The organism is Bosea sp. (in: a-proteobacteria) (assembly GCF_023953965.1).
Lineage (GTDB): Bacteria > Pseudomonadota > Alphaproteobacteria > Rhizobiales > Beijerinckiaceae > Allobosea.
This window is the reverse complement of record NZ_JAMLIX010000002.1, coordinates 616,763-638,303: the sequence shown is the minus strand read 5'-3', so window position 1 is coordinate 638,303 and position 21,541 is coordinate 616,763. Positions and strand designations below refer to the sequence as shown.

General features: G+C 68.6%; 19 protein-coding genes and 1 tRNA gene. 11 read left to right on the top strand and 9 right to left on the bottom strand.

Annotated elements, in window-relative coordinates:
* From M9917_RS18160 to M9917_RS18115, 10 genes are read left to right on the top strand one after another with little or no spacing between them, the layout of a single operon-like run.
* Window positions 1–675 (top strand): amino acid ABC transporter permease, encoded by a 675-nt coding sequence (locus M9917_RS18160; protein ID WP_297256035.1) that lies wholly within the window; start codon window positions 1–3, stop codon window positions 673–675.
* Window positions 644–1,372, top strand: coding sequence for an amino acid ABC transporter ATP-binding protein (locus M9917_RS18155; protein WP_297256033.1), 729 nt, complete (start codon window positions 644–646; stop codon window positions 1,370–1,372). Before M9917_RS18160 ends, M9917_RS18155 begins: the two co-directional genes overlap by 32 nt.
* A 24-nt stretch (window positions 1,373–1,396) precedes the next feature.
* Window positions 1,397–2,203 carry a transporter substrate-binding domain-containing protein gene (locus M9917_RS18150; protein WP_297256031.1) on the top strand — a complete coding sequence of 269 codons (807 nt, stop codon included), beginning with the start codon at window positions 1,397–1,399 and terminating at the stop codon, window positions 2,201–2,203.
* 14 nt (window positions 2,204–2,217) lie between these two features.
* Window positions 2,218–2,895, top strand: coding sequence for an RraA family protein (locus M9917_RS18145; RefSeq protein ID WP_297256029.1), 678 nt, complete (start codon window positions 2,218–2,220; stop codon window positions 2,893–2,895).
* 20 nt (window positions 2,896–2,915) lie between these two features.
* Window positions 2,916–3,293: an AtuA-related protein gene (locus tag M9917_RS18140; RefSeq protein WP_297256027.1), complete on the top strand. Its 378-nt coding sequence runs from the start codon at window positions 2,916–2,918 to the stop codon at window positions 3,291–3,293.
* A complete protein-coding gene (locus tag M9917_RS18135; RefSeq protein WP_297256025.1) occupies window positions 3,290–4,642 on the top strand; it encodes an acyclic terpene utilization AtuA family protein in 1,353 nt (450 codons plus the stop codon). Before M9917_RS18140 ends, M9917_RS18135 begins: the two co-directional genes overlap by 4 nt.
* Window positions 4,643–4,664: 22 nt before the next feature.
* Entirely contained in the window at window positions 4,665–5,414 is a 750-nt protein-coding gene (locus M9917_RS18130) for an enoyl-CoA hydratase/isomerase family protein (RefSeq protein WP_297256023.1), read from the top strand.
* Between the two features lies 1 nt (window position 5,415).
* Window positions 5,416–6,786 carry an MmgE/PrpD family protein gene (locus M9917_RS18125; protein WP_297256022.1) on the top strand — a complete coding sequence of 457 codons (1,371 nt, stop codon included), beginning with the start codon at window positions 5,416–5,418 and terminating at the stop codon, window positions 6,784–6,786.
* Window positions 6,783–8,309, top strand: a complete 1,527-nt coding sequence (locus M9917_RS18120; protein ID WP_297256019.1) for a UxaA family hydrolase — start codon at window positions 6,783–6,785, stop codon at window positions 8,307–8,309. Before M9917_RS18125 ends, M9917_RS18120 begins: the two co-directional genes overlap by 4 nt.
* The gene (locus M9917_RS18115; RefSeq protein WP_297256016.1) at window positions 8,306–9,949 is read left to right on the top strand and encodes a GMC family oxidoreductase; all 1,644 of its coding nucleotides are present in this window, start codon (window positions 8,306–8,308) and stop codon (window positions 9,947–9,949) included. The genes M9917_RS18120 and M9917_RS18115 overlap by 4 nt, the downstream gene beginning before the upstream one ends.
* A 67-nt stretch (window positions 9,950–10,016) precedes the next feature.
* Here the strand turns inward: M9917_RS18115 and M9917_RS18110 are convergent, their stop codons facing one another.
* The 8 genes from M9917_RS18110 to M9917_RS18075 form a co-directional block, all read right to left on the bottom strand.
* Window positions 10,017–10,841, bottom strand: coding sequence for an SDR family NAD(P)-dependent oxidoreductase (locus M9917_RS18110; RefSeq protein WP_297256014.1), 825 nt, complete (start codon window positions 10,839–10,841; stop codon window positions 10,017–10,019).
* 122 nt (window positions 10,842–10,963) lie between these two features.
* Window positions 10,964–11,038, bottom strand: a tRNA-Glu gene (locus M9917_RS18105).
* A 107-nt stretch (window positions 11,039–11,145) separates the two neighbouring features.
* Complete coding sequence (gene recJ, locus M9917_RS18100) at window positions 11,146–12,948, bottom strand: single-stranded-DNA-specific exonuclease RecJ (RefSeq protein WP_297256013.1); 1,803 nt, start codon at window positions 12,946–12,948, stop codon at window positions 11,146–11,148.
* Window positions 12,949–12,996: 48 nt separating this feature from the next.
* Complete coding sequence (gene glpX, locus M9917_RS18095) at window positions 12,997–13,995, bottom strand: class II fructose-bisphosphatase (protein ID WP_297256011.1); 999 nt, start codon at window positions 13,993–13,995, stop codon at window positions 12,997–12,999.
* A gap of 50 nt (window positions 13,996–14,045) precedes the next feature.
* Complete coding sequence (locus tag M9917_RS18090; protein ID WP_297256009.1) at window positions 14,046–15,392, bottom strand: homoserine dehydrogenase; 1,347 nt, start codon at window positions 15,390–15,392, stop codon at window positions 14,046–14,048.
* 53 nt (window positions 15,393–15,445) lie between these two features.
* Window positions 15,446–15,877, bottom strand: coding sequence for a hypothetical protein (locus M9917_RS18085; RefSeq protein ID WP_297256007.1), 432 nt, complete (start codon window positions 15,875–15,877; stop codon window positions 15,446–15,448).
* A 176-nt stretch (window positions 15,878–16,053) separates the two neighbouring features.
* Window positions 16,054–17,274, bottom strand: a complete 1,221-nt coding sequence (locus M9917_RS18080; protein WP_297256005.1) for an LL-diaminopimelate aminotransferase — start codon at window positions 17,272–17,274, stop codon at window positions 16,054–16,056.
* 129 nt (window positions 17,275–17,403) lie between these two features.
* Window positions 17,404–17,766, bottom strand: a complete 363-nt coding sequence (locus M9917_RS18075; RefSeq protein WP_297256003.1) for a hypothetical protein — start codon at window positions 17,764–17,766, stop codon at window positions 17,404–17,406.
* A 118-nt stretch (window positions 17,767–17,884) separates the two neighbouring features.
* Between M9917_RS18075 and phaC the strand changes: the two genes are divergently transcribed.
* On the top strand, window positions 17,885–19,687 hold the full coding sequence (phaC, locus tag M9917_RS18070; RefSeq protein ID WP_297256000.1) for a class I poly(R)-hydroxyalkanoic acid synthase: 1,803 nt from the start codon (window positions 17,885–17,887) through the stop codon (window positions 19,685–19,687).
* 125 nt (window positions 19,688–19,812) lie between these two features.
* Here the strand turns inward: phaC and M9917_RS18065 are convergent, their stop codons facing one another.
* Window positions 19,813–21,168 carry an OmpP1/FadL family transporter gene (locus tag M9917_RS18065; protein WP_297255998.1) on the bottom strand — a complete coding sequence of 452 codons (1,356 nt, stop codon included), beginning with the start codon at window positions 21,166–21,168 and terminating at the stop codon, window positions 19,813–19,815.
* Window positions 21,169–21,541 lie beyond the last annotated feature (373 nt).

The window sequence follows — 21,541 nt, the reverse complement described above, 5'->3', positions numbered from 1 at the left end:
ATGGGCTTCCGCACCTTCGGGCTCAACGACGTCATCTATCTGATCGAGGCCGCGCGCTGGACCGTGCTGCTGGCGCTGATCGCCTTCGCCGGCGGGGGCATCGTCGGCGGGCTCGTCACGCTGATGCGCATCTCGAAGAGCCGCGTGCTCCGCGGTTTCGCGATCGGCTTCGTGGAGGTGCTGCAGGGCACGCCGCTGCTGATGCAGCTCTTCCTGTGGTTCTTCATGCTGACGCTGCTCTTGCCGGTGAAGCTGTCCTCGATGACGGTCGCGGCCATCGCGCTGACGCTGAACGCGGCGGCCTTCTTCGTCGAGATCTGGCGCGGCTCGATCGAGGCCGTCGCCCGCACGCAATGGGAGGCCGCGGCCTCGATCGGCATGTCGCGGATGCAGCAGCTTCGCTACATCATCGTGCCGCAGGCCTTCCGCATCGCGCTCGCCCCGACCGTCGGCATGATGGTGGTGATCCTCAAGGGAACCGCGCTGACGTCGCTGATCGGCTTCGTCGAGGTCACGCGCGCGGGCCAGCTCATCTCCGGCGTCACCTTCCAGCCGCTGAGCACCTTCCTGGTCGTCGGCGCCATCTATCTCGTGCTGTGCATGCCCCTGGCGGAACTCAGCCATCGCATCGAACGGAATTTCAATGTCGATCGTTCAGCTCACGTCGGTTCGTAAATCCTATGGCGGATTCGAGGTCCTGAAGGGCGTGACGCTCTCGGTGGCGCGTGGCTCGGTCGTGGTCGTGATCGGGCGCAGCGGCTCCGGCAAGAGCACGATGCTGCGCTGCATCAACGGGCTGGAGAAGATCCAGGGCGGCGAGATCACCGTCAATGGAAAGCCGGTTCTCCCGGACGAGAAGGCGCTGCGGGCGCTCAGGCGCGATATCGGCTTCGTCTTCCAGAGCTTCAACCTGTTCCCGCATCTGACCGTCGAGCGCAACATCACCATCGGCCTCACGGTGGTGCGCGGCATGGCTCTGGCCGAGGCGCGCACGATCGCCGAGAACGCGCTCAGGCAGGTCGGCCTGCTGGAAAAGCGCGACGCCTATCCCGACCATCTCTCCGGCGGCCAGCAGCAGCGCGTCGCGATCGCGCGCTGCCTGGCGCTCTCGCCGAAGGTGATGCTGTTCGACGAGGTGACATCCGCCCTCGACCCCGAGCTCAAGGGCGAGGTGCTGAAGGTGATCGCCGATCTCGCCCAGCAGGGCATGACGATGATCCTGGTCACGCACGAGATGCAGTTCGCGCGCTCGGTCGCCGACCACGTCGTCTTCATGCACGAGGGGCTGATCTGGGAAGAGGGGCCGCCCGCCACGCTGTTCAGCCAGCCGGGCACGCCGGAGTTGAAGCAGTTCATCGCGACCAGTCTCTAGAGGCCAAAAAAGGGGAGGATCACCATGATAGCAAGACGCAGCCTCATCACTTGCCTGTCGGCCGTCGCGCTGGCGGCCATGCTCGCGCTGCCGGCCGCGGCCCAGGCGCCCGGCGGCACGCTCGACGCCATCCTGAAGCGCGGCAAGGTCCTGATCGGCATGGACATGTCGGCGCCGCCTTTCGCCTATCAGGACGAAAAGCAGCAGCCGGCGGGATCCGAAGTGGAAACCGCGCGCCTGATCGCCAAGGATCTCGGCGTCGAGCTCGAGATCGTGCCGACCTCCGCCGCCAACCGCATTCCCTATCTGGTCACCGGCCGCGTCGACATGATGATGGGCGCGTTCTCGATCTTCCCGGACCGGGCCAAGTCGGTCTGGTTCAGCGCGCCCTACGGCTCGGTGACCTCGGTCATCATGGGGCCGGTCGGGCTTGCGGCGAAAGCCTATGGCGATCTCGCCGGCAAGAAGATCTCGGTGTCGCGCGGCACCTATACCGAGCAGGTGATGATGGCGGCCCTGCCCAAGGACGTGCAGATCGTCCGCTTCGACGACGATGCCCAGGCCATGGCGGCCATGGCGAGCGGACAGGTCGATGCCTATGGCGTCGGCAACGTGCCCGGCTCGGCCCTGATCAAGCGTTTCCCGGGCAAGTACGACATCAAGATCATCATCCCGCCGCGCAACTGGTACAGCATCGGCGTGCGCTCGGGCGACACCGATCTCCTGCAATGGCTGAACACCTTCGTCTTCTTCCATCGCGAGAACGGCGACCTGAAGAAGATCTATGAATCCATCATCGGCGACACGCTGCCGCCGCCGCCCGTGCTCTGAGGAAGGTTCCGTCGATGACGCCCCACCGTCCGATCGGCGAGCGCCGCAACGCCTCGGCAGAACAGGTTCCTGCCGCGACGCTCGACGCCCTCGCCGGCCTGCCCACCGCCATCCTGAGCGACAACATGCAAGGCCTGGTGGGAACCGGCCTGCTGCGGCCCTGGCATCGCGGCGGGCGGATGGCGGGAACGGCCGTCACCGTGCGGGTGCGTGCCGGCGACAACCTGGTCCTGCATCGCGCCCTCGACCATGTCCGGCGCGGCGACGTGCTCGTCGTCGACGCCGGCGGCGAGGTCGCCCAGGCCGTCACCGGCAAGATCATGCTGACCTATCTGGAAAGCATCGGCTGCCGCGGCATCGTCATCAACGGCGCCGTCCGCGGCACCGACGAGATCGGACGCAAGGACTTTCCCTGCTTCGCGCGGGGCACGACCTGCCGCGGCCCCTTCAAGACGGGGCCGGGCGAATACAACATCCCGGTCGCGATCGACACGCTGGTGATCGCGCCGGGCGACATCGTCGTCGGCGATACCGACGGCCTTGTCGCCTTTCCGCCCACCGAAGCCGGGCGCCTGATCACTGCCGCGGGCGCGCAGCTGGCGAAGGAGGAGGAAGGCGTGCGGGCGATCGCGCAGAACCGGTGGGACCGGAGCTGGATCGCCGCGACGGAAGCGAAATACGGGCTCTCCTGAGCCGGATCGACGAGGACGACATGCCCAAGGTTATGCTCAAGGACGTTTGCCATGCCCGCTCCGGCGACAAGGGCGACACCGTCAATCTCGGCCTGCTCTGCTACGATCCCGCCGATTACGACTGGGTGAAGCAGCACGTCACGGCCGAGGCGGTGCTGAAGCATTTCGCCCCGCTGGCGAAAGGGCCGGCCAGGCGCTTCGAACTGCCGAACCTGTCCGCCTTCAACTTCCTGATCGAGCATGCGCTCGACGGCGGCGTCACCAAGGCGCTGATGATCGACGGCCACGGCAAGGGCTACAGCGCCTGCCTGCTCGAAATGATGATCGATTGCGACGTGGCGCCGAAAGGGCTGGCCTCCAGGGGCCATCCCGGCCAGCCGACGGGAGAAGCAGCATGACCAAGCGCACCATCCGGCTCGGCGCCGGCTCCGCCCATGAGGGCGACGACCTCGACGCCGCCAAGCTGCTCGCCGAGAAGGGCGAACTCGACTACATCGTCTTCGACTGCACCTCCGAGAAGGCGATCTCGCTGGCGCTGATCCGCCGCTCGAACGGCCTGCCCGCCTTCGACGCTCAGCTCGCGGCGAAGCTGCGCGCGGTCGCGCCGGCCTGCATCCGCAACGGCACCAGGATCATCGCCAATGCCGGCGGCTTCGACCCCGACGGCGCCGGCATGCTCGCGGCCGAGATCTGCCGCGAGCTCGGCCTGAAGGACGTCAAGATCGCCTACTCCACCGGCGGCGACGTGCTCGACCAGCTGCGCCGGCTCGACCCGACGGTGATCGAGACCGGCAAGCCGGTCTCCGCGCTCGGCAACAACGTGCTCGGGGCGCTGGCCTATGGCGGCACGGACGCGATCCGGCAAGCGCTCGCGGGCGGCGCCGACATCGTGCTGACCCAGCGCGCCGGCGATTCCGAGCAGTTCCTCGCCCCGATGATGCATGAATTCGGCTGGACGGGCCAGGACTGGGACAAGATCGCCTGCGGCCTCGGCATCGGGCATCTCGCCGAATGCGCCGCCCAGCTCTCGGGCGGCTATTTCTACGACCCCGGCTACAAGGACGTGCCCGACATGCACCGCCTCGGCTTCCCGATCATCGAGATGGACGAGGATGGCGGCGCCACGATCAGCAAGGTCGCCGGCACGGGCGGGGTCATCAGCGAGCTGACCTGCCGCGAGCAGCTGCTCTACGAGATCGGCGACCCGAAGAACTACGTCCATGCCAGCGGCGTCGTCGACTTCACCACGACGCGGGTCGAGCAGCTCGGCCCGGACCGCGTGCGCGTCGACGGCACGACCGGGCGGCCGCGCACATCCGATGCGCGCGTCGCGCTGGCCGTGCGCGAGGGCTATATGGGCATGAGCCGCATCGTCTATGGCGGCGTCGGCTGCTACGACAAGGCCAGGAAAGCGGCCGAGATGGTGCGCGGCCAGCTCCGCGAGCGCTGCGGCGTCGCCGACGAGAACATGCGCTTCGACTTCATCGGCGTGAACGCGCTGTTCGACTGGGGCGTCGATCCCTCCACGGTGCGCGAGGTCGAGCTTCGGATCGCCGGCCGCTTCATGACCATGGAGGAGGCGCGCAAGGTCCCCTATTTCGGCTCGCAACTGCCCTGCAACGGGCCGGCGGGCGGCGCCTGGGGCCGACCGATCGACCAGGGCGGCGTCGAGGAGATCATCACCTTCTATTCGACCCGCCTGCCGCATTCCGAGATCCATTACGAGCTCAAGACGCTCGTCTCGTGACGCCCTTGAGGACATTGCCGCCATGACCGACGTGGTTTTGACCGATCTTCACAACGGGGTCCTCACCGTCACGCTCAACCGGCCCGAGGACAACAACCGGATCGACCGGCGCACGACCGCGGCGATCATCGCGGCGATCGACCGGGCCGCCACCGACAAGGCCGTCAGGGTGATCGTGGTCACCGGTGCCGCCCCCTATTTCTGCGGCGGCGGCCGGCCGGACGGGCATCCGCACGGCACGCTGGAACAGCGCAGCGCCTATGCGCTCGCCTTCGTCCAGATGCAGGAGGCCTTCGCCCGCGCCAATGTTCCGATCGTGGCGCGCGTCGGCGGCCATTGCGTCGCCGGCGGCATGAGCCTGCTCTCGTTCTGCGACCTCGCGGTCGCGGCCGACGATGTCGAGTTCGGCTATCCGGAGGTCAATTACGGGCAGTTCCCGGCGCTGGCGCTCGCGGTGCTGATCCCGATGGTGCCGCCCAAGGAGGCTTTCGACATCCTCTATTCCGGCGATCGCTTCTCCGCGGCGCGGGCGCTGGAGCTGCGTCTGGTCAACAAGGTGGTGCCGCGCTCCGGGCTCGACGCGGCCGTGGCCGAGTATATCGCGATGCTGAAGAGCAAGAACCAGGTCTCGGTCGGGCTCGGCCGGCGCGCCTATTACGCGATGACGCCGATGACGCCGGCCTCGCGCCTCGAATACGCGCAGACCTTCCTGATGACGCTGCTGGCGGCCGAGGGCACCGGGCAGGTGCCGCCCCCGGCGAAGCACGACTGAGATGACGGCGGAGCGACCGGCTCTGCTGACGCTGGCGGAATTCGCCGCCGGCCTGCAGCCAGAGGCCCTGCCCGCGCGGGTGCGCGAGAGGCTGCGCAGCTCGCTCATCGACTGCGTCTGGGGCTGCCTGCACCTTCATCACGATGCGAGGGCCCAGGCCGCGCTCACGGTGATGCCGCGGGCCGCGGGGGGCCTGGCGCATGTGCTGACCACCGGCCACCGCGCCAATGCCGGCGACGCGGCTTTCGTCAACGCGCTCGCCACCGCGGCCACCGATCGCAGCGACACGCATCTGCCGACCGCGACCCACCCCGGCATCATCGTCATCCCCGCGGTTCTGGCGGCGCTGGAGGAACGCGGCGGCAGCGGGCTGGATCTCGAGCGCGGCATCGCGGCGGGTTACGAGATCATGGGCCGCATCGCGCGCGCGGTGATGTCGCCGGAGCTGGCGAGGATCTTCCGCCCCACCGCCGTCGCCGCGCCGGCCGCGGCGGCGATGGCCGTGGCTTCGGCGCTGCGTCTCGATGCGCGCCGGATCGCGGTCGCGGGGTCGCTCGCCGCCCAGACGGCGATCGGCTTCAACGAATGGGCGCGCGCGGGCACCGGCGAGCATGTCGTGCACGCCGCCTTCGCCGCGCGCAACGGCGTGACCAGCGCCTATCTGGCGGCCGAGGGTTTCGAGGCGGCTCCAGGAGCGCTCGACGGTGTTTCGGGCCTGCTGGCCGGCTATGGCGTGCGGGCGCGCGGCGCCGAGCTGACCCGCGATCTCGGCTCAACCTTCGAGTTCGACCAGATCGCCTTCAAGCCCGTCCCGGCCTGCTTCTTCGCGCAGACCCCGGCGCAGGTGGCCGCCGCGATGCCGCCCCTCGACAGCGGCGGGATCGAGGCTGTCGAGATCCGCGTGACCGGCCAGGCCGCAGCCTATCCGGGCTGCGCCGCCGCGACCGGGATCGACACCTTCCAGGCCGCGGTGATGAGCATCCCCTTCGCGGTCGCCTCGACGCTTCTGGCCGGCCGTCTCGACGCCGGCGCCTGGGCGCGCTTCCAGGCCCCTGAGCTCGCCGCGCTCGCGGCACGATGCGCGGTCGTGATCGACGCCGAGCTCTCCGCCGCCTATCCCGCCCGCAGCGGCTGCCATATTCGCGTGCGGATGAGCGATGGCCGGCTCGTCGAGCAGCGCCATGACGACTTCGCCTCGATGAGCGCCGCTGAGGTCCGCCAGCGCTTCCGCGACGACGCCGCGCCCCTGATCGGGGCGCAGGCGGCCGAGCGGACACTCGCGGCCATCGCCGCGCTCGAAACCCTGCCGCAGGCGCGGCTGATCGGCGAAGGCGCCGAACCCGCGCGAGTGCCCCGGAAAACCGCATCATGACCGATGTCCCAGCCCTGATCAGGCTCGCCGCCGAAGACAATGTCGCGACCTCGCGCCGACCGATCCCCGCCGGCGAGACGATCGGCGAGGGCCTGACGACGCTGGTCGACGTACCGCGCGGCCACAAGGTGGCGTTGAGGCCGATCGCGGCCGGCGAGCCCGTGGTGAAATACGGGCAGGTCATCGGCTATGCCAGCCAGCCGATCGCGGCGGGCGAGCACGTCCACACCCAGAATGTCGAGATGCGCGACGTCGAGCTGCATCACGCCTTCTCGAGCACCGCGCGGCCGACCGCGTTCGTGCCGGAGGCCGAGCGCGCCGGCTTCCAGGGCTATCTGCGGCCGGACGGACGGGTCGGGACGCGGAATTTCATCGCGATCCTGTCCTCGGTGAACTGCTCGGCCACCGTCTCCCACGCGGCGGCGGATTATTTCAACCGCGGCGGCGGGCTTGCCGGCTTCGAGCATATCGACGGCGTCGTCGCGCTGACGCATGGCGGCGGCTGCGCGATCAACACGCAGGCCGAGGGCTATGCCTATCTGACGCGCACGATCGCCGGCTATGCCCGGCACCCCAATGTCGCCGGCGCCCTGATGATCGGGCTGGGCTGCGAGACCAACCAGATTCCGCTCCTGATGGAGAAGCACGGCCTTTCGGAAAGCGAGGCCTTGCGGACCATGACGATCCAGGAGGTCGGCGGGACCAAGAAGACAATCGCGGCCGCGATCGACGCCATAGGCGCCATGCTCGACCGGGCGAACGCGGCGCGGCGCAGCATGCAGCCCGCCTCGAAGCTGGTCGTCGCTCTCGAATGCGGCGGCTCGGACGGCTATTCCGGGATCTCCGCCAATCCCGCGCTGGGGCATGCGGCGGACCTGCTGGTCCGCCACGGCGGCACCGCGGTGCTTTCGGAAACGCCTGAAATCTACGGCGGCGAGCATCTCCTGACCAGCCGGGCCGCGAGCCCGCGCGTGGCCGAGAAGCTGCTCGAGCGCATCGCCTGGTGGCGCGACTATGCCGCCAGCAACAAGGCCGAGCTCAACAACAATCCCTCGCACGGCAACAAGGCCGGCGGCCTGACCACGATCCTTGAGAAGTCGCTCGGCGCGATCTCGAAAAGCGGCAGCACCAACCTCAACGCCGTCTATGAATATGCCGAGCGGATCGATGAGCCGGGCTTTGTGTTCATGGACACGCCCGGCTATGATCCAGTCGCGGTGACCGGCCAGGTGGCCGGCGGCTGCAATCTCGTCTGCTTCACCACCGGACGCGGCTCGACCGCGGGCTACAAGCCGACACCCGGGCTGAAGCTGGCGACGAACACACCGATGTACGAGCGCATGCAGGACGACATGGATATCAATTGCGGCACGATCGTCACCGGTGACGAAACGGTCGAAGAGGTCGGCGAGCGCATCTTCCGGGCGATGATCGAGACCGCCTCGGGCAAGCCGACGCTCAGCGAGGAGCACGACTACGGCCATAACGAATTCGTGCCCTGGCAGGTCGGAGCGGTGATGTGACCGCGGCTGCAGATTCCCTCCCCGGCTCCGGGGAGGCTTATGACTTCATCGTCGTGGGGGCCGGCTCGGCCGGATGCCTGCTCGCCAACCGGCTTTCGGCCGACCCGTCACAGCGCGTGCTCGTCGTCGAGGCGGGAGGGCGCGACAACTGGATCTGGTTCCATATTCCGGTCGGCTATCTCTTCGCCATCGGCAATCCGCGCGCGGACTGGCGCTTCGAGACCGAGGCCGAGCCGGGATTGGGCGGGCGCCGCCTGGCCTATCCGCGCGGGCGCGTGATCGGCGGGAGCTCGGCGATCAACGCGATGATCTATATGCGCGGCCAGGCGGCCGATTACGACGGCTGGCGCCAGCGCGGGCTCGAAGGCTGGGGCTGGGACGAGGTGCTGCCCTATTTCCTGCGGCACGAGGACCACGAGGCGCCGCCATCGCCCTGTCATCGCTCCGGCGGCGAACTGAGGGTGGAATACCCGCGCGTGCGGTGGGACCTGCTCGACCGCATCCGCGACGCGGCCGAGAGCGCCGGGATCGCCAAGATCGAGGACTTCAACGGCGGGGATAATGCCGGCTCCTCCTACTTCCAGGTCACGCAGCGGCGCGGCAGGCGCTGGAGCGCGGCCACCGCCTTCCTGAAACCGGCGCTCACGCGCAAGAACCTGACCCTGCTGACCCATGCCGAGATCGAGCGCGTGCTGTTCGAGGGTCCGGCCGCCAGGGGCGTGGTGCTGCGCGAGGGCGGGCAGAAGCGCATCGCGAACCTGCGGCCCGGCGGCGAGGTGATCCTTGCAGCCGGCGCGATCGGCTCGCCGGCCCTGCTGGAACGCTCCGGCATCGGAGACGGAGAGCGCCTGACGGGGATCGGCGTGACGCCCATCCATCAACGCCGCGGCGTCGGCGAGAATCTGCAGGACCACCTCCAGATCAGGCCCGTCTACCGCGTCGCCAATGCGCGGACGCTGAACGGAGACTACCGGAACCTGTTCCGGCGCGGATTGATGGGGCTGGACTACGTGCTGCGGCGGCGCGGACCGCTGACGATGGCGCCTTCACAGGTCGGCGCCTTCGCAAGATCTTCCGAACGCTATGAGACCGCCAATCTCGAATTCCATTTCCAGCCGCTCTCGCTCGATAAATGGGGAGAGGGACTGCACCGCTTCCCGGCCTTCACCGCCAGCGTCTGCAATCTGCGCCCGAGCAGCCGCGGCAGCAGCCATGCGACGGCCGCCGACGATCCGCGCGCGGTCGCGATCAGGCCGAACTACCTCGCCACGCAGGAGGATCGGCAGGTTGCCGTCGAGGCGCTGAAGCTGACGCGTCGGATCGTATCGCAGCCGGCCTTGAGCGGTTTTCATCCCGAGGAAGTATCGCCCGGCCCGGGCTGCGCCAGCGACGCGGACCTGCTTGCCGCCGCCGGCGAGCTGGGCACCACGATCTTCCATCCGGTGGGAACGGCGCGCATGGGGCTGGCCGATGATCCCGATGCCGTGGTCGACGGACGACTGCGGGTGATCGGCCTTCAGGGCCTGCGCGTCGTCGATGCTTCGGTGATGCCGACGATCACCTCCGGCAACACCAACGCGCCGACGATGATGATCGCGGAGAAGGGCGCGGCCATGATCCTGGAGGATCGGCGTCGATAGCCTTCGGCGCCGGATTCCGCGAAACCTCAAGGCACGCGCCGGCCGGCATCAGGCCGGCCGCGCTCGCTCACGTCATCGGAAACTGGACCTGCGCCGTCAGGCCGCCATCGACGACGAGCTCCGTGCCGGTGATGTAGCTCGCCTCGTCCGAAGCGAGGAACATCGCGAGATTGGCGACGTCCCAGGCCGTGCCGAACCGGCGAAGCGGGATCGTGCGCGCCCGCAGGGCCATGGCTTCGTCGGGATCGGTGATGCCCAGGGTTTCCCGGAAGGTCATGCTGGCTCCACGGGCCAGGAGCGGGGTATCGGTGATGCCGGGCGAGATCACGTTCGCCCGGATGTTCTGGGCCCCGTACTGCGCCGCGATCGCGCGCGTCATGGCGACGAGCGATCCCTTGGTCGTGGCGTAGGCGATCTGCGGCATGCCGAGATAGCGCAGGCCCGCGACGGAGCCGATATTGATGATGGAACCGCCGCCGGCCGCCTGCAGCAGCGGCAGCGCGTGCTTGCAGGTCAGGAACGTGCCCTTGACGTTGACGTCCGCGACCCTGTCCCAGGTTTCCTCGCTCGTCGCCTCGGGACCGCCGGCCGCGGGCATCCCGACATTGTTGTGCAGGATGTCGAGGCCGCCATAGGTGCTGACGGCGGCATCGAGGGCCATGCGGACATCCGCCTGGGACGAGACATCCGCGCGGATCGCCGTGCTGATGCCGCCCTCGTCGGCAATGATCCGGTGCGTTTGCGCCAGCGCTTCCCCGTCGATATCGACGCAGACGACATTGGCGCCGCGCCGGCCGTAGGAGACCGCGGCGGCCTTGCCGATGCCCCAGCCAGGGCCGCAGGCTCCCGCTCCGAATACGATGACGGTCTTGCCTTCGAATGGCTTACTCATGCTGGTCGCGGGTCAGGGAGGTCATTGGAACAGCCACCTTGTAGCGCCCTTTGCAGCGGCAGGGCGAGCAGAAGCCATGAAAGCCAATAACGTCTTTCAGATCAAGCGCTTGAATGCCTGAATGGCGCGGTCTACGGGAATCGAACCCGTCTTCCCAGCGTGAAAGGCTGGTGTCCTAACCGATAGACGAAGACCGCTTGCCCGGAAACCGCGGAGGTTCCTGCCGAGGCGGGGCGAGGTATAGTGGCAGGCTTTCCGCTCCGCAAGCACCCGCTCACAAGAAAAATCGCGGGGCGCTTGCACCTCAGGTCGGCCGGGCAAGATCGAGGATGCGCAGCTCCGCCGCCTCCCGGCCGCCCCAGCGGTTGAGCGACAACGTCGCGGCGAGATGCACGCTCTCGCCGCGCGCGGCGATGAGGGCCCGGCCCAGCGGCTCCTGCGCCGCCCGAAAGGCGATGCCGCCGATCACGGCGCCGTCACCGCTGCGCAGCTTGACGCGGACATGGCCGCCGCTGCCGATCTCGACGGCTTCAGTCAGGCGATGCGCCGGAAAGACGAAGACCGGCTCGGGGCTGCCCGATCCGAAGGGGCCGGCCCGCTCGATCTCGGTGAGCAGGCGGGGGCTGGCGCCGCCGGCCGAGAGCGCGGCGTCGACGAAGAGCGCCTCGGCCTCGCCCGCGGCGCCGACCTCGGGCGACAGACGGGCGTTGAGGAAGGCGTGGAAGGCCTGCGCCTGCCCGGCCGCCAGCGTCACGCCCGCCGCCATGGCATGGCCGCCGCCCTTGAGCGCGAGCCCGGCCTCGACGGCGGCCCGCACCGCCCGGCCGAGATCGACGCCCGCGACCGAGCGGCCGGAGCCGGTGGCCCCGCCCTCACCGTTGAGCGCCAGCGCGAAGGCCGGGCGGCGGAAGCGCTCCTTCAGCCGGGCCGCGACGAGGCCGACGATGCCGGGGTGCCAGTCGGCGCTGCCGGCGAGCAGGACCGGCAGTTCCGCCACGCCGGCGAGCTCGTGCTCCGCCTGCGAGACTGCCTCGAGCACGGCGAGGCGCTCGATCTCCTGGCGCTCCTGGTTGAGCCGGTTGAGCTCGGCTGCGATCGTGCGCGCCTCGACCTCGTCCTCAGTCAGCAGCAGGCGCGCGCCGAGCGCGGCGTCGCCGATGCGCCCGCCGGCATTGATGCGCGGGCCGAGCAGGAAGCCGAGATGCCAGGGCTGGATCGGCCCGTCGAGGCCGGAGACGTCCATCAGCGCGGCGAGACCCGGCCGGCCGCGCATCCGCATCATCGCCAGCCCCTGCCGCACGAAGGCGCGGTTGAGGCCCTGCAACGGCACGACGTCGGCGACCGTCGCCAGCGCGACGAGATCGAGCGCGCGCAGGAGGTCGGGCTCGCCGCCCAGCGCCGCCCAGTGGCCCTGCCGGCGCAGCGCCCGGCTGGTCGCGACCATGACGAGGAAGACGACGCCGGCGGCGCAGAGAGCCCCAAGGCCGGAGAGATCGTCCTGCCGGTTCGGGTTGACCAGCGCCGCGACGGCCGGCAGCCGCTCGGGCGCCTGGTGGTGGTCGAGCACGACGACATCGAGGCCGAGCCGGCGCGCCTCCGCCAGCGGCTCCCCGCTGGTGGTGCCGCAATCGACCGTGACCAAGAGGGTCGCGCCCTCGCCGGCCAGCATGCGGATCGCCTCGCTGTTGGGGCCGTAGCCCTCGATCAGCCTGTCGGGGATATGGATACGCGGGCGCGCGCCGGCCTGCGTCAGGAACCACGCGAGCAAGGCGGACGAGCAGGCGCCGTCGACATCGTAGTCTCCGAAGATCGCGACGCGTTCGCCCCGCATGCCGGCACGGGCCAGCCGGGCCGCGGCCGGATCCATGTCGGTCAGCACGGACGGGTCCGGCAGGACGTCGCGCAGCTTCGGCTCGAGGAAGCGCGCCGCCTCGGCGGGCGCGACGCCGCGGAAGGCGAGCAGGCGGGCGAGGATGTCCGGCAGGCCCTGCTGCTGGCTCAGAGCCTCGGCGCGGCCGAGGCCGGCGATATCGAGCCGGTCGCGCCAGGGGCGGCCGAGCACGGAGCGCGAAACGCCGAGGAAAAGGCGGTGAGCCTGCGAATCCATGAAATCGGCAGCCGGCAGTCGTTCAGTCCGACGGCCGACGGCCCCTTCTCAGTCGAGCTGGAACTTCGAGAACTCGCGGTGCTCGCCATAGATGCGGCGGACCGTGCCGGTGATCGAGCGGTAGACGATGGTCTCCGTCTCGATCACGTCCTGGCCGAAGCGCACGCCGGAGAGCAGGCCGCCATCGGTGACGCCGGTGGCGCAGACGATGACGTCGCCCGAGGCCATGTCCAGCATGTCGTATTTCCTGTTCGGGTCCTTGACGCCCATGGTCGCGGCGCGCTGGCGCTTCTCCTCGGTGTCGAGGATCAGGCGCCCCTGCATCTGGCCGCCGACGCAGCGCAGCGCGGCGGCCGCCAGCACGCCTTCCGGCGCGCCGCCGATGCCGAGATAAAGGTCGATGCCGGTCTTCTCCGGCTGGGTGCAGAAGATCACGCCGGCGACGTCGCCGTCGGTGATCAGGCGGATCGAGCAGCCGGTCTTGCGGACCTCCTCGATCAGCTTGGCATGGCGCGGGCGATCCATGATCAGGGTCGAGATCTCGCTGGGCTTGACGCCCTTGGCCTTGGCGAGCGCATTGATGTTGTCGGCCGGGGAAGCGTCGAGATCGATGACGCCCTTGGGATAGCCGGGGCCGATCGCGATCTTGTCCATGTAGACGTCGGGGGCATAGAGCAGGCTGCCGGCGCCGGCCATCGCCATCACCGCGATCGAGCCCGGCATGTCCTTGGCGCAGAGCGTGGTGCCCTCGAGCGGATCGACCGCGATATGCACCTTCGGGCCCTGCCGGTTGCCGACCTTCTCGCCGATGAAGAGCATCGGCGCCTCGTCGCGCTCGCCCTCGCCGATGACGATCTCGCCGTCGATGGGCAGGCGGTTCAGCTCGCGGCGCATCGCGTCGACCGCGGCCTGGTCGGCGGCCTTCTCGTTGCCGTGGCCGCGCCAGCGGGCGGCGGAGACGGCGGCGCGCTCGGTGACGCGCACCAGCTCCATCGAGAGATAGCGCTCGATGATCTGGTCAGGCGAGATGCGGAGATCGACGGACATGGAGGGCTCCCGGTTTCTTTAGGCAGTCGGCAGGCGATGATCGCGATTGCCTACTCCCGTTCTATGCGAATGACTTGCGGCGGTTCCGCGACATGGCCGTCGGCCGTGACCTTCTCGAGCGCGGCGCGGATGGCGGTTTCACTGGTGGCGTAGGTGATGAGCACGACCGGGACCGGCGCGCCGGAGCGCCCCTCCGGATCGCGATGGGCGGCCTCGGGCGAGCGGCGCTGGACGATGCTTTCCAGCGAGATGTCGGCCTGCGCCATCCGGGTTGCGATCGCCGCGGCGGCGCCCGGCCGGTCGGCGACGGCGAGCCGGACGTAGTAGCCGCCCTCGTGCCGCTGCATCGGCGCGCGCCGGGGTTCTTCCAGCCGCGCCACCGGCAGGCCGAAGGGCAGGCCCGCCGTGCCGCGCGCGACATCGGCAATGTCGGCGACGACGGCGGACGCCGTCGGGTCGCCGCCGGCGCCGGGGCCGACCAGCGTGATCTCCCGGACCGCGTCGGCATCGACGCTGACGGCATTGAGCACGCCCATCACCTGCGCGATGGCCGAGGATTTCGGCACCATGGTCGGGTGCACGCGCTGCTCGATGCCGGTCCTGGTGCGCTCGGCGACGCCGAGCAACTTGATGCGGTAGCCGAGATCGTCGGCCATCTTGAGGTCGAGCGGCGCGATCGCGGAAATGCCTTCGACATGAATCGCTTCGGCGTCGATCTTCGTGCCGAAGGCGAGGCTCGTCAGGATGGCGAGCTTATGGGCGGTGTCGAAGCCCTCGACGTCGAAGGTCGGGTCCGCTTCGGCATAGCCGAGGCGCTGGGCGTCCTTCAGGCAGGCCTCGAAGGTCAGCCCCTCCTGCTCCATGCGCGAGAGGATGTAGTTGCAGGTGCCGTTGAGGATGCCGGAGATGCGGCTGACGCTGTTGCCGGAGAGCGCCTCGCGCAGCGTCTTGACGATCGGGATGCCGCCGGCCGAGGAGGCCTCGAAGGCGAGCGCCACGCCCTTGCGCTCCGCCAGCTCCGCCAGCGCGACGCCATGGGCCGCGAGCAGCGCCTTGTTGGCGGTGACGACATGCTTGCCGGCCGACAGCGCCGCCTCGACGGCGGCCTTGGCCGGGCCGTCGGCGCCGCCGATCAGCTCGACGAAGCAGTCGATCTCGTCGGAGGCCGCCAGCGCCACGGCATCGTCGAACCAGGAAAGCCCGCCAAGATCGACGCCGCGGTCACGGCTGCGGTCGCGCGCCGAGACGGCGGTGACGCGGATCGCGCGGCCGCAGCGCGCGGCGAGAGCATTCTCCTGCCGGCGCAGGATGCGCAGCGTCGAGGCGCCGACCGTGCCGAGGCCGGCAAGGCCGATGCGCAGGGGCCGGGAAGCGGGCGAAAGAGGCGGGTTCGTCATGCGCGCGGGGTCGCATGAGGCGCGGCGGGTGTCAACGAGGAAGCCGCAGGCGGTCAGCCGAAATGGCAGACGACCTCGGCCGCGACGCGCTTCACCTTGCCGTCCTCGAAACCGAGATAGATGCGCAGGAGGTTGCTGCCGAAGGCCGTCGCCTTGATGGTGTGCAGCGCCTCGATCGTGGTGCCTTCCGAAACGGTGCTGTTCTCGACGGCGGGCGTCCAGAACCAGGGCTTCGGCGGGTCGATCGTCACCTGCGCGAGGATGTTCTCGGCCTCGGCCCGGCCGGTCCCCAGCGGGATATGGCGGGTGACGATCTCGGTCGCGTCGCGCGCGCATTCGCGCCCGTTGCTGACGGAAAGCACGTCCGAGACCAGGGCCGAGCGCGTCTCGGGAATACGGCCCCTCGAATAGTCATAGGTCGCGACGAGGCAGATCAGGGCGAAGACGGCGAAAGCGACGCCGACGAGGCGGCCTTGTCGTGACATGGAAAACGAGCCCCGGACGCGATGCGGACCGATCCGTCCGCTCCGCTGGGTTCCCATGTTTTGCCGGCCGGGTCCAGAGGCAAGGGCGCCGCGGCAGCACGCCGTCATCCCGGATCGGCGCGGCTAAAGCCGCTTGTCCGGGACGACCACCGCTTTTTGGGGCGAGCGGGGCCGCCCTACCCCGCCTTCGGCATCTGGATGACGTTGTGCAGGGTCGCGTCGGCGCCTTTCAGGAAGCGGCCGATATTGCGCGCCGCCTGGCGGATGCGCTGCTCGTTCTCGACGATGGCGATGCGGACGTGATCGTCGCCATGCTCGCCGAAGCCGATGCCCGGCGCGACCGCGACCTCGGCCTTCTCGATCAGGAGCTTGGAGAACTCCAGCGAGCCGAGATGGCGGAACTTCTCCGGAATCGGCACCCAGGCGAACATCGAGGCCTCCGGCGCCGGAAACTCCCAGCCGGCCTTGCCGAAGCTCTCGACCAGCGCGTCGCGGCGCTTGCGATAGGTCTCGCGCATCTCGCGGATGCAATCGTCGGGGCCGTTCAGCGCCGCCGCCGCCGCGACCTGGATCGGCGTATAGGCGCCGTAGTCGAGATAGGACTTCACCCGCGCGAGCGCCGCCAGCAGCCGCTCGTTGCCGACGGCGAAGCCCATGCGCCAGCCCGCCATCGAAAAGGTCTTCGACATCGAGGTGAACTCGACCGCGACATCGATCGCGCCGGGCACCTGCAGCATCGAGGGCGGCGGGTTCGCCTCGTCGAAATAGACCTCGGCATAGGCGAGGTCGGAGAGCAGGATGATCTCGTGCTTCTTCGCGAAGGCGACGAGGTCGCGGTAGAAATCGAGCGTGGCGACATAGGCCGTCGGGTTCGCCGGGTAGCAGGTGACGAGCGCGATGGGCTTGGGCACCGAATGCATCATCGCCCGCTCCAGCGCCGGGAACATCGCCGGCGTCGGCTCGGCCGGGACGGAGCGAATCACGCCGCCCGCCATCAGGAAGCCGAAGGCGTGGATCGGATAGCTCGGATTGGGCACCAGCACGACATCGCCCGGCCCGGTGATGGCCTGCGCCATGTTGGCGAAGCCCTCCTTCGAGCCCAGCGTGGCGACGACCTGGGTCTCCGGGTTCAGCTTCACGCCGAAGCGGCGATCGTAATAGTTCGCCTGGGCGCGGCGCAGGCCGGTGATGCCCTTCGAGGCGGAATAGCGGTCGGTGCGCGGCTTGCCGGCGGTCTCGACCAGCTTCTCGATGACGTGCTTCGGCGCCGGCAGGTCGGGATTGCCCATGCCGAGATCGACGATGTCGACGCCCTTGGCGCGCTCGGCGGCCTTGATCTTGTTGACCTGTTCGAAAACATAGGGCGGCAGGCGCTTGATACGGTGAAAATCGGTCATCTCGAACAGGTCCCAGGGCCGGCGCCAGCCGGCATCACGATTTAAGCGCGGATCATATCCTTGCGCCGGGGCTGCTTAGCATCGCATCTTTCGTCATGACAGGGGAAAAGACGCAATATCTTGCGATCTTCAGTCCTGCGGGATGACGGCCGGCGCGGGCGGCGGCGTCGCGCCGAGCGCTTTGGCCGTATTGCCGGCGGCCTCGTTGGCGCTGCGCTTGGCCTCGAGCTCGGCCTCGATCGCCTTGTAGTCGCCGACCGGCTTGCGCGGGGCGTCGCGGGCGATGCTCGAGCCGACGGGGATGTATTCGAGCTCGGCCGGGCGGGCCTCCCGAACGAAGCCCTTCGATTCCTGCGGGGTGGTCGCCATGCCGGCGGCCTCCGCGACGCCCTTGAAGCCTTCGCTCGCCCCGCAGCCCGCGAGCGCCATGCCGGCCACCGCCAGCAGCACCGCCGTCACGAGCGGCTTCTTCGCAGGGGTTTCAATCGGCATCGGGGCATCCAGCGGTTCGTCGATTTCACTTGGTAAAGCACAGGGGCTGCGTCCTTAATAGGATCAAAATGGAGCGCCATGCGCTATCCTGCAACGATCGGGGGGAAAGGGCCAAACCATGACCCGCAACAGCGACGACAAGACGAAGGCCGCCGCTCCCGACTTCGACCAGTTCGCCCAGAACATGGGCCGGCTCGTCGAGGAATATGGCAAGGTTACCGCCGCCTACCTCAAGCCGCTCGAACGCGGGCAGGCCAAGACCGGCCAGGCCGACGAGGCGAGCGACATGGTCAAGACGCTCGGCCGCGTCGCCGAGCGCTGGGTCAACGATCCCGCCAAGATCATCGAGGCGCAGGCCTCGCTCACCGGCGACTTCATGAACCTGTGGAGCACGGCGCTGAAGCGCGCCGGCGGCGAGGAGGTCGCCCCCGTCGCCGAGCCCGACAAGCGCGATCCCCGCTTCAAGGACCCCGACTGGACGAACCACCCGACCTTCGACTTCATCAAGCAGGCCTATCTGATCGGCTCGCGCTGGGCCGAGACGATGGTCGACAAGGCCGACGACCTCGACCCGCATACGCGCGAGAAGGCCCGCTTCTACATCAAGCAGATCGCAGGCGCCCTCGCGCCGACCAATTTCGTCGCCACCAACCCGGAGCTGCTGCGCGAGACGCTGCAGCAGAACGGCGAGAACCTCGTGCGCGGCATGAAGATGCTCGCCGAGGACGTCGAGGCCGGCGGCGGCGAACTGAAGATCCGACAATCCGACCACGGCGCCTTCGAGGTCGGCGTCAACATCGCCACGACGCCGGGCAAGGTGATCTTCCGCGACGAGATCATCGAGCTGATCCAGTACGCGCCGGCAACCCCGCAGGTGCTGAAGCGGCCGCTCCTGATCGTGCCCCCCTGGATCAACAAGTTCTATATCCTCGACCTCAACCCGGAGAAGAGCTTCATCCGCTGGTGCGTCGCGCAGGGGCTCACCGTGTTCTGCATCTCCTGGGTCAATCCGGATGCCCGCCACGCCGCCAAGGATTTCGAGAGCTACATGCGCGAGGGCATCTTCGCCGCGCTCGAGGCGATCGAGGAGGCGACCGGGGAAAAGCGCGTCTCGGCCATCGGCTACTGCGTCGGCGGCACGCTTCTGGGCGTGACGCTCGCCTATATGGCGGCGACCCGCGACAAAAGGATCGAGAGCGCGACCTTCTTCACCACCCAGGTCGATTTCTCGCAGGCCGGCGAGCTCTCGGTCTTCGTCGACGAGGAGCAGATCCGCGCGGTCGAGGAGCAGATGGCCAGGACCGGCTATCTCGACGGCTCGCGCATGGCGGGCGCCTTCAACATGCTCAGACCCAACGACCTGATCTGGTCCTACGCCGTCAACAACTACCTCAAGGGCAAGACGCCGACGCCCTTCGACCTGCTCTACTGGAACGCGGATTCGACGCGGATGCCGGCGGCGAACCATTCCTTCTATCTGCGCAACTGCTATCTCGACAACAAGCTCTCCAAGGGCGAGATGCAGATCGGCGGCAAGACGCTCGACCTCGGGAAGGTGACCATCCCGGTCTACAACCTCGCCACGCGCGAGGACCATATCGCGCCGGCCCAATCGGTCTTCAACGGCTCGCAATGCTTCGGCGGGCCGGTCGAGCATGTCGTCGCCGGCTCCGGCCATATCGCCGGCGTCGTCAACCCGCCGGCCAAGGTGAAATATCAGTACTGGACCGGCGGCCCACCCACCGGCCGTTATGTCGACTGGCTGGCGAAGGCGCAGGAGCATCCCGGCTCCTGGTGGCCGCACTGGTTTTCCTGGCTCGAGGCGCAGGCGCCGAAGAAGGTGGCGGCACGCGAGCCGGGAGACGGCAAGCTCAAGCCGCTCGCCGATGCGCCCGGGACCTATGTGAAGGTGAAGGCGTAGGGCGCCACCCTTGTCATTGCGGGGCTTCGCGTCAGCGAAGAACCCGGAATGACAGAGCTGTCGCATGCCACCGCCAACGAAAAAGCCGGCCCGAAGGCCGGCTTTTCACGCGACAGCGGTCGAGCTCAGTATTTGCGCACGACCGGCTGCACCGGAATCGTCTCGGCCGGGTTGTCCCAGCGATAGGTCAGCGCGGCCGAGAGGACGTGAACCTGCGGCTTGGCCTCTGCGGAGTAGATCACCGGGGCGGCCGGGCTGAACTGCGGATGCGCCGGGTTGTAGTTCACCCGCGCCTTGTTGATGTGGATATAGGTGTAGCCGAGATCGAGATTGATCTTCTCCGAGAACTTGTAGCTCATGCCGGCCGAGAGCCAGAGCCGGTCGTTGTCGGAGATATAGATCGTGCGGTTGGTGTCGTTGACCGCCGAGAGCTCGTAGCCGACGCCGGCGCGCAGCGTCAGGTCGGGGTTGTACTTGTATTCGACACCGGCGGCGAAATACCACGAATCGTCATAGACGAAGTTCAGGCTGCTGAGCGGCTGGCCGCTGATCCGGCTGACGATCGGGATGCGGCGGAAGCGGCTCCAGTTGGTCCATTCGACGCCGAGATGGGCCTGCCACTGCTCGTTGATGACCTGCGAAACGCCGAAGACGACCGAATCCGGCAGGTTGAGGTTCGCCTTGACCGGCAGAACGGGGGGAAGCCCCGGCGTGCCCGCCAGCGTGCCCTCGAGCGTCTGCCGGATCGAGGAGCGATAGGCGATGCCGATGTTGGTGCCCTGCCAGGGGGTGAGGTTCACACCGAAGCGATAGCCGAAATCGACGGTGTCGCCGTCGAGGATCGCGTTGCCGGCGGTGGCCCTCAGGCCGGTAGCCTGCTTCAGGTCGGCCTTGAAATACTGGACCTGGAGCGCGGCGCCGATCGAGAGCCAGTCATTGACCTGATAGCCGATGGTCGGGGAGACGTTGATCGAGCGCACCTTGGCCGAGCGGCCATAGGTCTGGGCGGCGTGGAAGGTGTTGTCGGCCTTGGAGCGCATGCCGAAGGGCGCGCCGGTCGTCAGGCCGATCCAGAACCGGTCGGTGAGCTGCCAGGCGGAATAGGAGGCCGGGATGAAGGCGCCGTCGCCGCCGATCGGGCCGGTGCCGAGCGGACTGCCGCCGAGCACGGTGTTGGGCACGCTGGTCACCGGCGAGGTCATGACGCGCGTGCCCGTCGTCGGCTTATATTCGCCCTGCGGCAGCAGATAGGTGAAATTCCACTGGCTGGTGCGGCCGGGGAACATGGTGATGGTCGCCGGGTTCCAGGCCATCGAACTCATGCCGACGCCGCCCGCGGCCGCGCCCGCATAGGCCATGCCGAGCCCCTCGGCGCCCTGGCCGCTGCGGATGGAGAAGGAGCTCGCCGAAGCCGCTCCGGCCGCCAGGAGAGCGGCGAGCGAAACCGTGGCGGCAGCGGTGGTGCGGACAAGGCCCTTCATCGAATCCATCCCGATCTCGGTTCTCCGAGGCCCGACACCTCGCCTGATTCGGAATCATGGCGCGAGCCGATTACCGCCGCAATCCTGCTTCCGACGCGCCGCAAACGCCGCACAGCCTCCCCATTCGGCCGGCCGCGCCGGAAAATCGCCCGAATATGCCGATTTTCAGGCAGGTCCCGGCAAGCTTGCCCGGAAAGATATCGTTTATATGAGAACCATTGCCGGTTTCGGGCCTTTCCGCCGCGCCCGTTCCTTTACGGAAGCCGTCGCTTTGAGCAGCGCCGTTGCATTCAGGCAACAATCCGGGCGCCGGCCTGCCGCCGATGCGCCATGCAGGGGACGGGCTTGTGTTTTAGGCCGGCATCCGGTCAGG

Excerpts from the sequence above, each read along its gene's own strand:
- M9917_RS18160 (WP_297256035.1), top strand. The coding sequence starts at position 1 with ATGGGCTTCCGCACCTTCGGGCTCAACGACGTCATCTATCTGATCGAG.
- M9917_RS18155 (WP_297256033.1), top strand. The coding sequence starts at position 644 with ATGTCGATCGTTCAGCTCACGTCGGTTCGTAAATCCTATGGCGGATTC.
- M9917_RS18150 (WP_297256031.1), top strand. The coding sequence starts at position 1,397 with ATGATAGCAAGACGCAGCCTCATCACTTGCCTGTCGGCCGTCGCGCTG.
- M9917_RS18145 (WP_297256029.1), top strand. The coding sequence starts at position 2,218 with ATGACGCCCCACCGTCCGATCGGCGAGCGCCGCAACGCCTCGGCAGAA.
- M9917_RS18140 (WP_297256027.1), top strand. The coding sequence starts at position 2,916 with ATGCCCAAGGTTATGCTCAAGGACGTTTGCCATGCCCGCTCCGGCGAC.
- M9917_RS18135 (WP_297256025.1), top strand. The coding sequence starts at position 3,290 with ATGACCAAGCGCACCATCCGGCTCGGCGCCGGCTCCGCCCATGAGGGC.
- M9917_RS18130 (WP_297256023.1), top strand. The coding sequence starts at position 4,665 with ATGACCGACGTGGTTTTGACCGATCTTCACAACGGGGTCCTCACCGTC.
- M9917_RS18125 (WP_297256022.1), top strand. The coding sequence starts at position 5,416 with ATGACGGCGGAGCGACCGGCTCTGCTGACGCTGGCGGAATTCGCCGCC.
- M9917_RS18120 (WP_297256019.1), top strand. The coding sequence starts at position 6,783 with ATGACCGATGTCCCAGCCCTGATCAGGCTCGCCGCCGAAGACAATGTC.
- M9917_RS18110 (WP_297256014.1), bottom strand. The coding sequence starts at position 10,841 with ATGAGTAAGCCATTCGAAGGCAAGACCGTCATCGTATTCGGAGCGGGA.
- recJ (WP_297256013.1), bottom strand. The coding sequence starts at position 12,948 with ATGGATTCGCAGGCTCACCGCCTTTTCCTCGGCGTTTCGCGCTCCGTG.
- glpX (WP_297256011.1), bottom strand. The coding sequence starts at position 13,995 with ATGTCCGTCGATCTCCGCATCTCGCCTGACCAGATCATCGAGCGCTAT.
- M9917_RS18090 (WP_297256009.1), bottom strand. The coding sequence starts at position 15,392 with ATGACGAACCCGCCTCTTTCGCCCGCTTCCCGGCCCCTGCGCATCGGC.
- M9917_RS18085 (WP_297256007.1), bottom strand. The coding sequence starts at position 15,877 with ATGTCACGACAAGGCCGCCTCGTCGGCGTCGCTTTCGCCGTCTTCGCC.
- M9917_RS18080 (WP_297256005.1), bottom strand. The coding sequence starts at position 17,274 with ATGACCGATTTTCACCGTATCAAGCGCCTGCCGCCCTATGTTTTCGAA.
- M9917_RS18075 (WP_297256003.1), bottom strand. The coding sequence starts at position 17,766 with ATGCCGATTGAAACCCCTGCGAAGAAGCCGCTCGTGACGGCGGTGCTG.
- phaC (WP_297256000.1), top strand. The coding sequence starts at position 17,885 with ATGACCCGCAACAGCGACGACAAGACGAAGGCCGCCGCTCCCGACTTC.
- M9917_RS18065 (WP_297255998.1), bottom strand. The coding sequence starts at position 21,168 with ATGAAGGGCCTTGTCCGCACCACCGCTGCCGCCACGGTTTCGCTCGCC.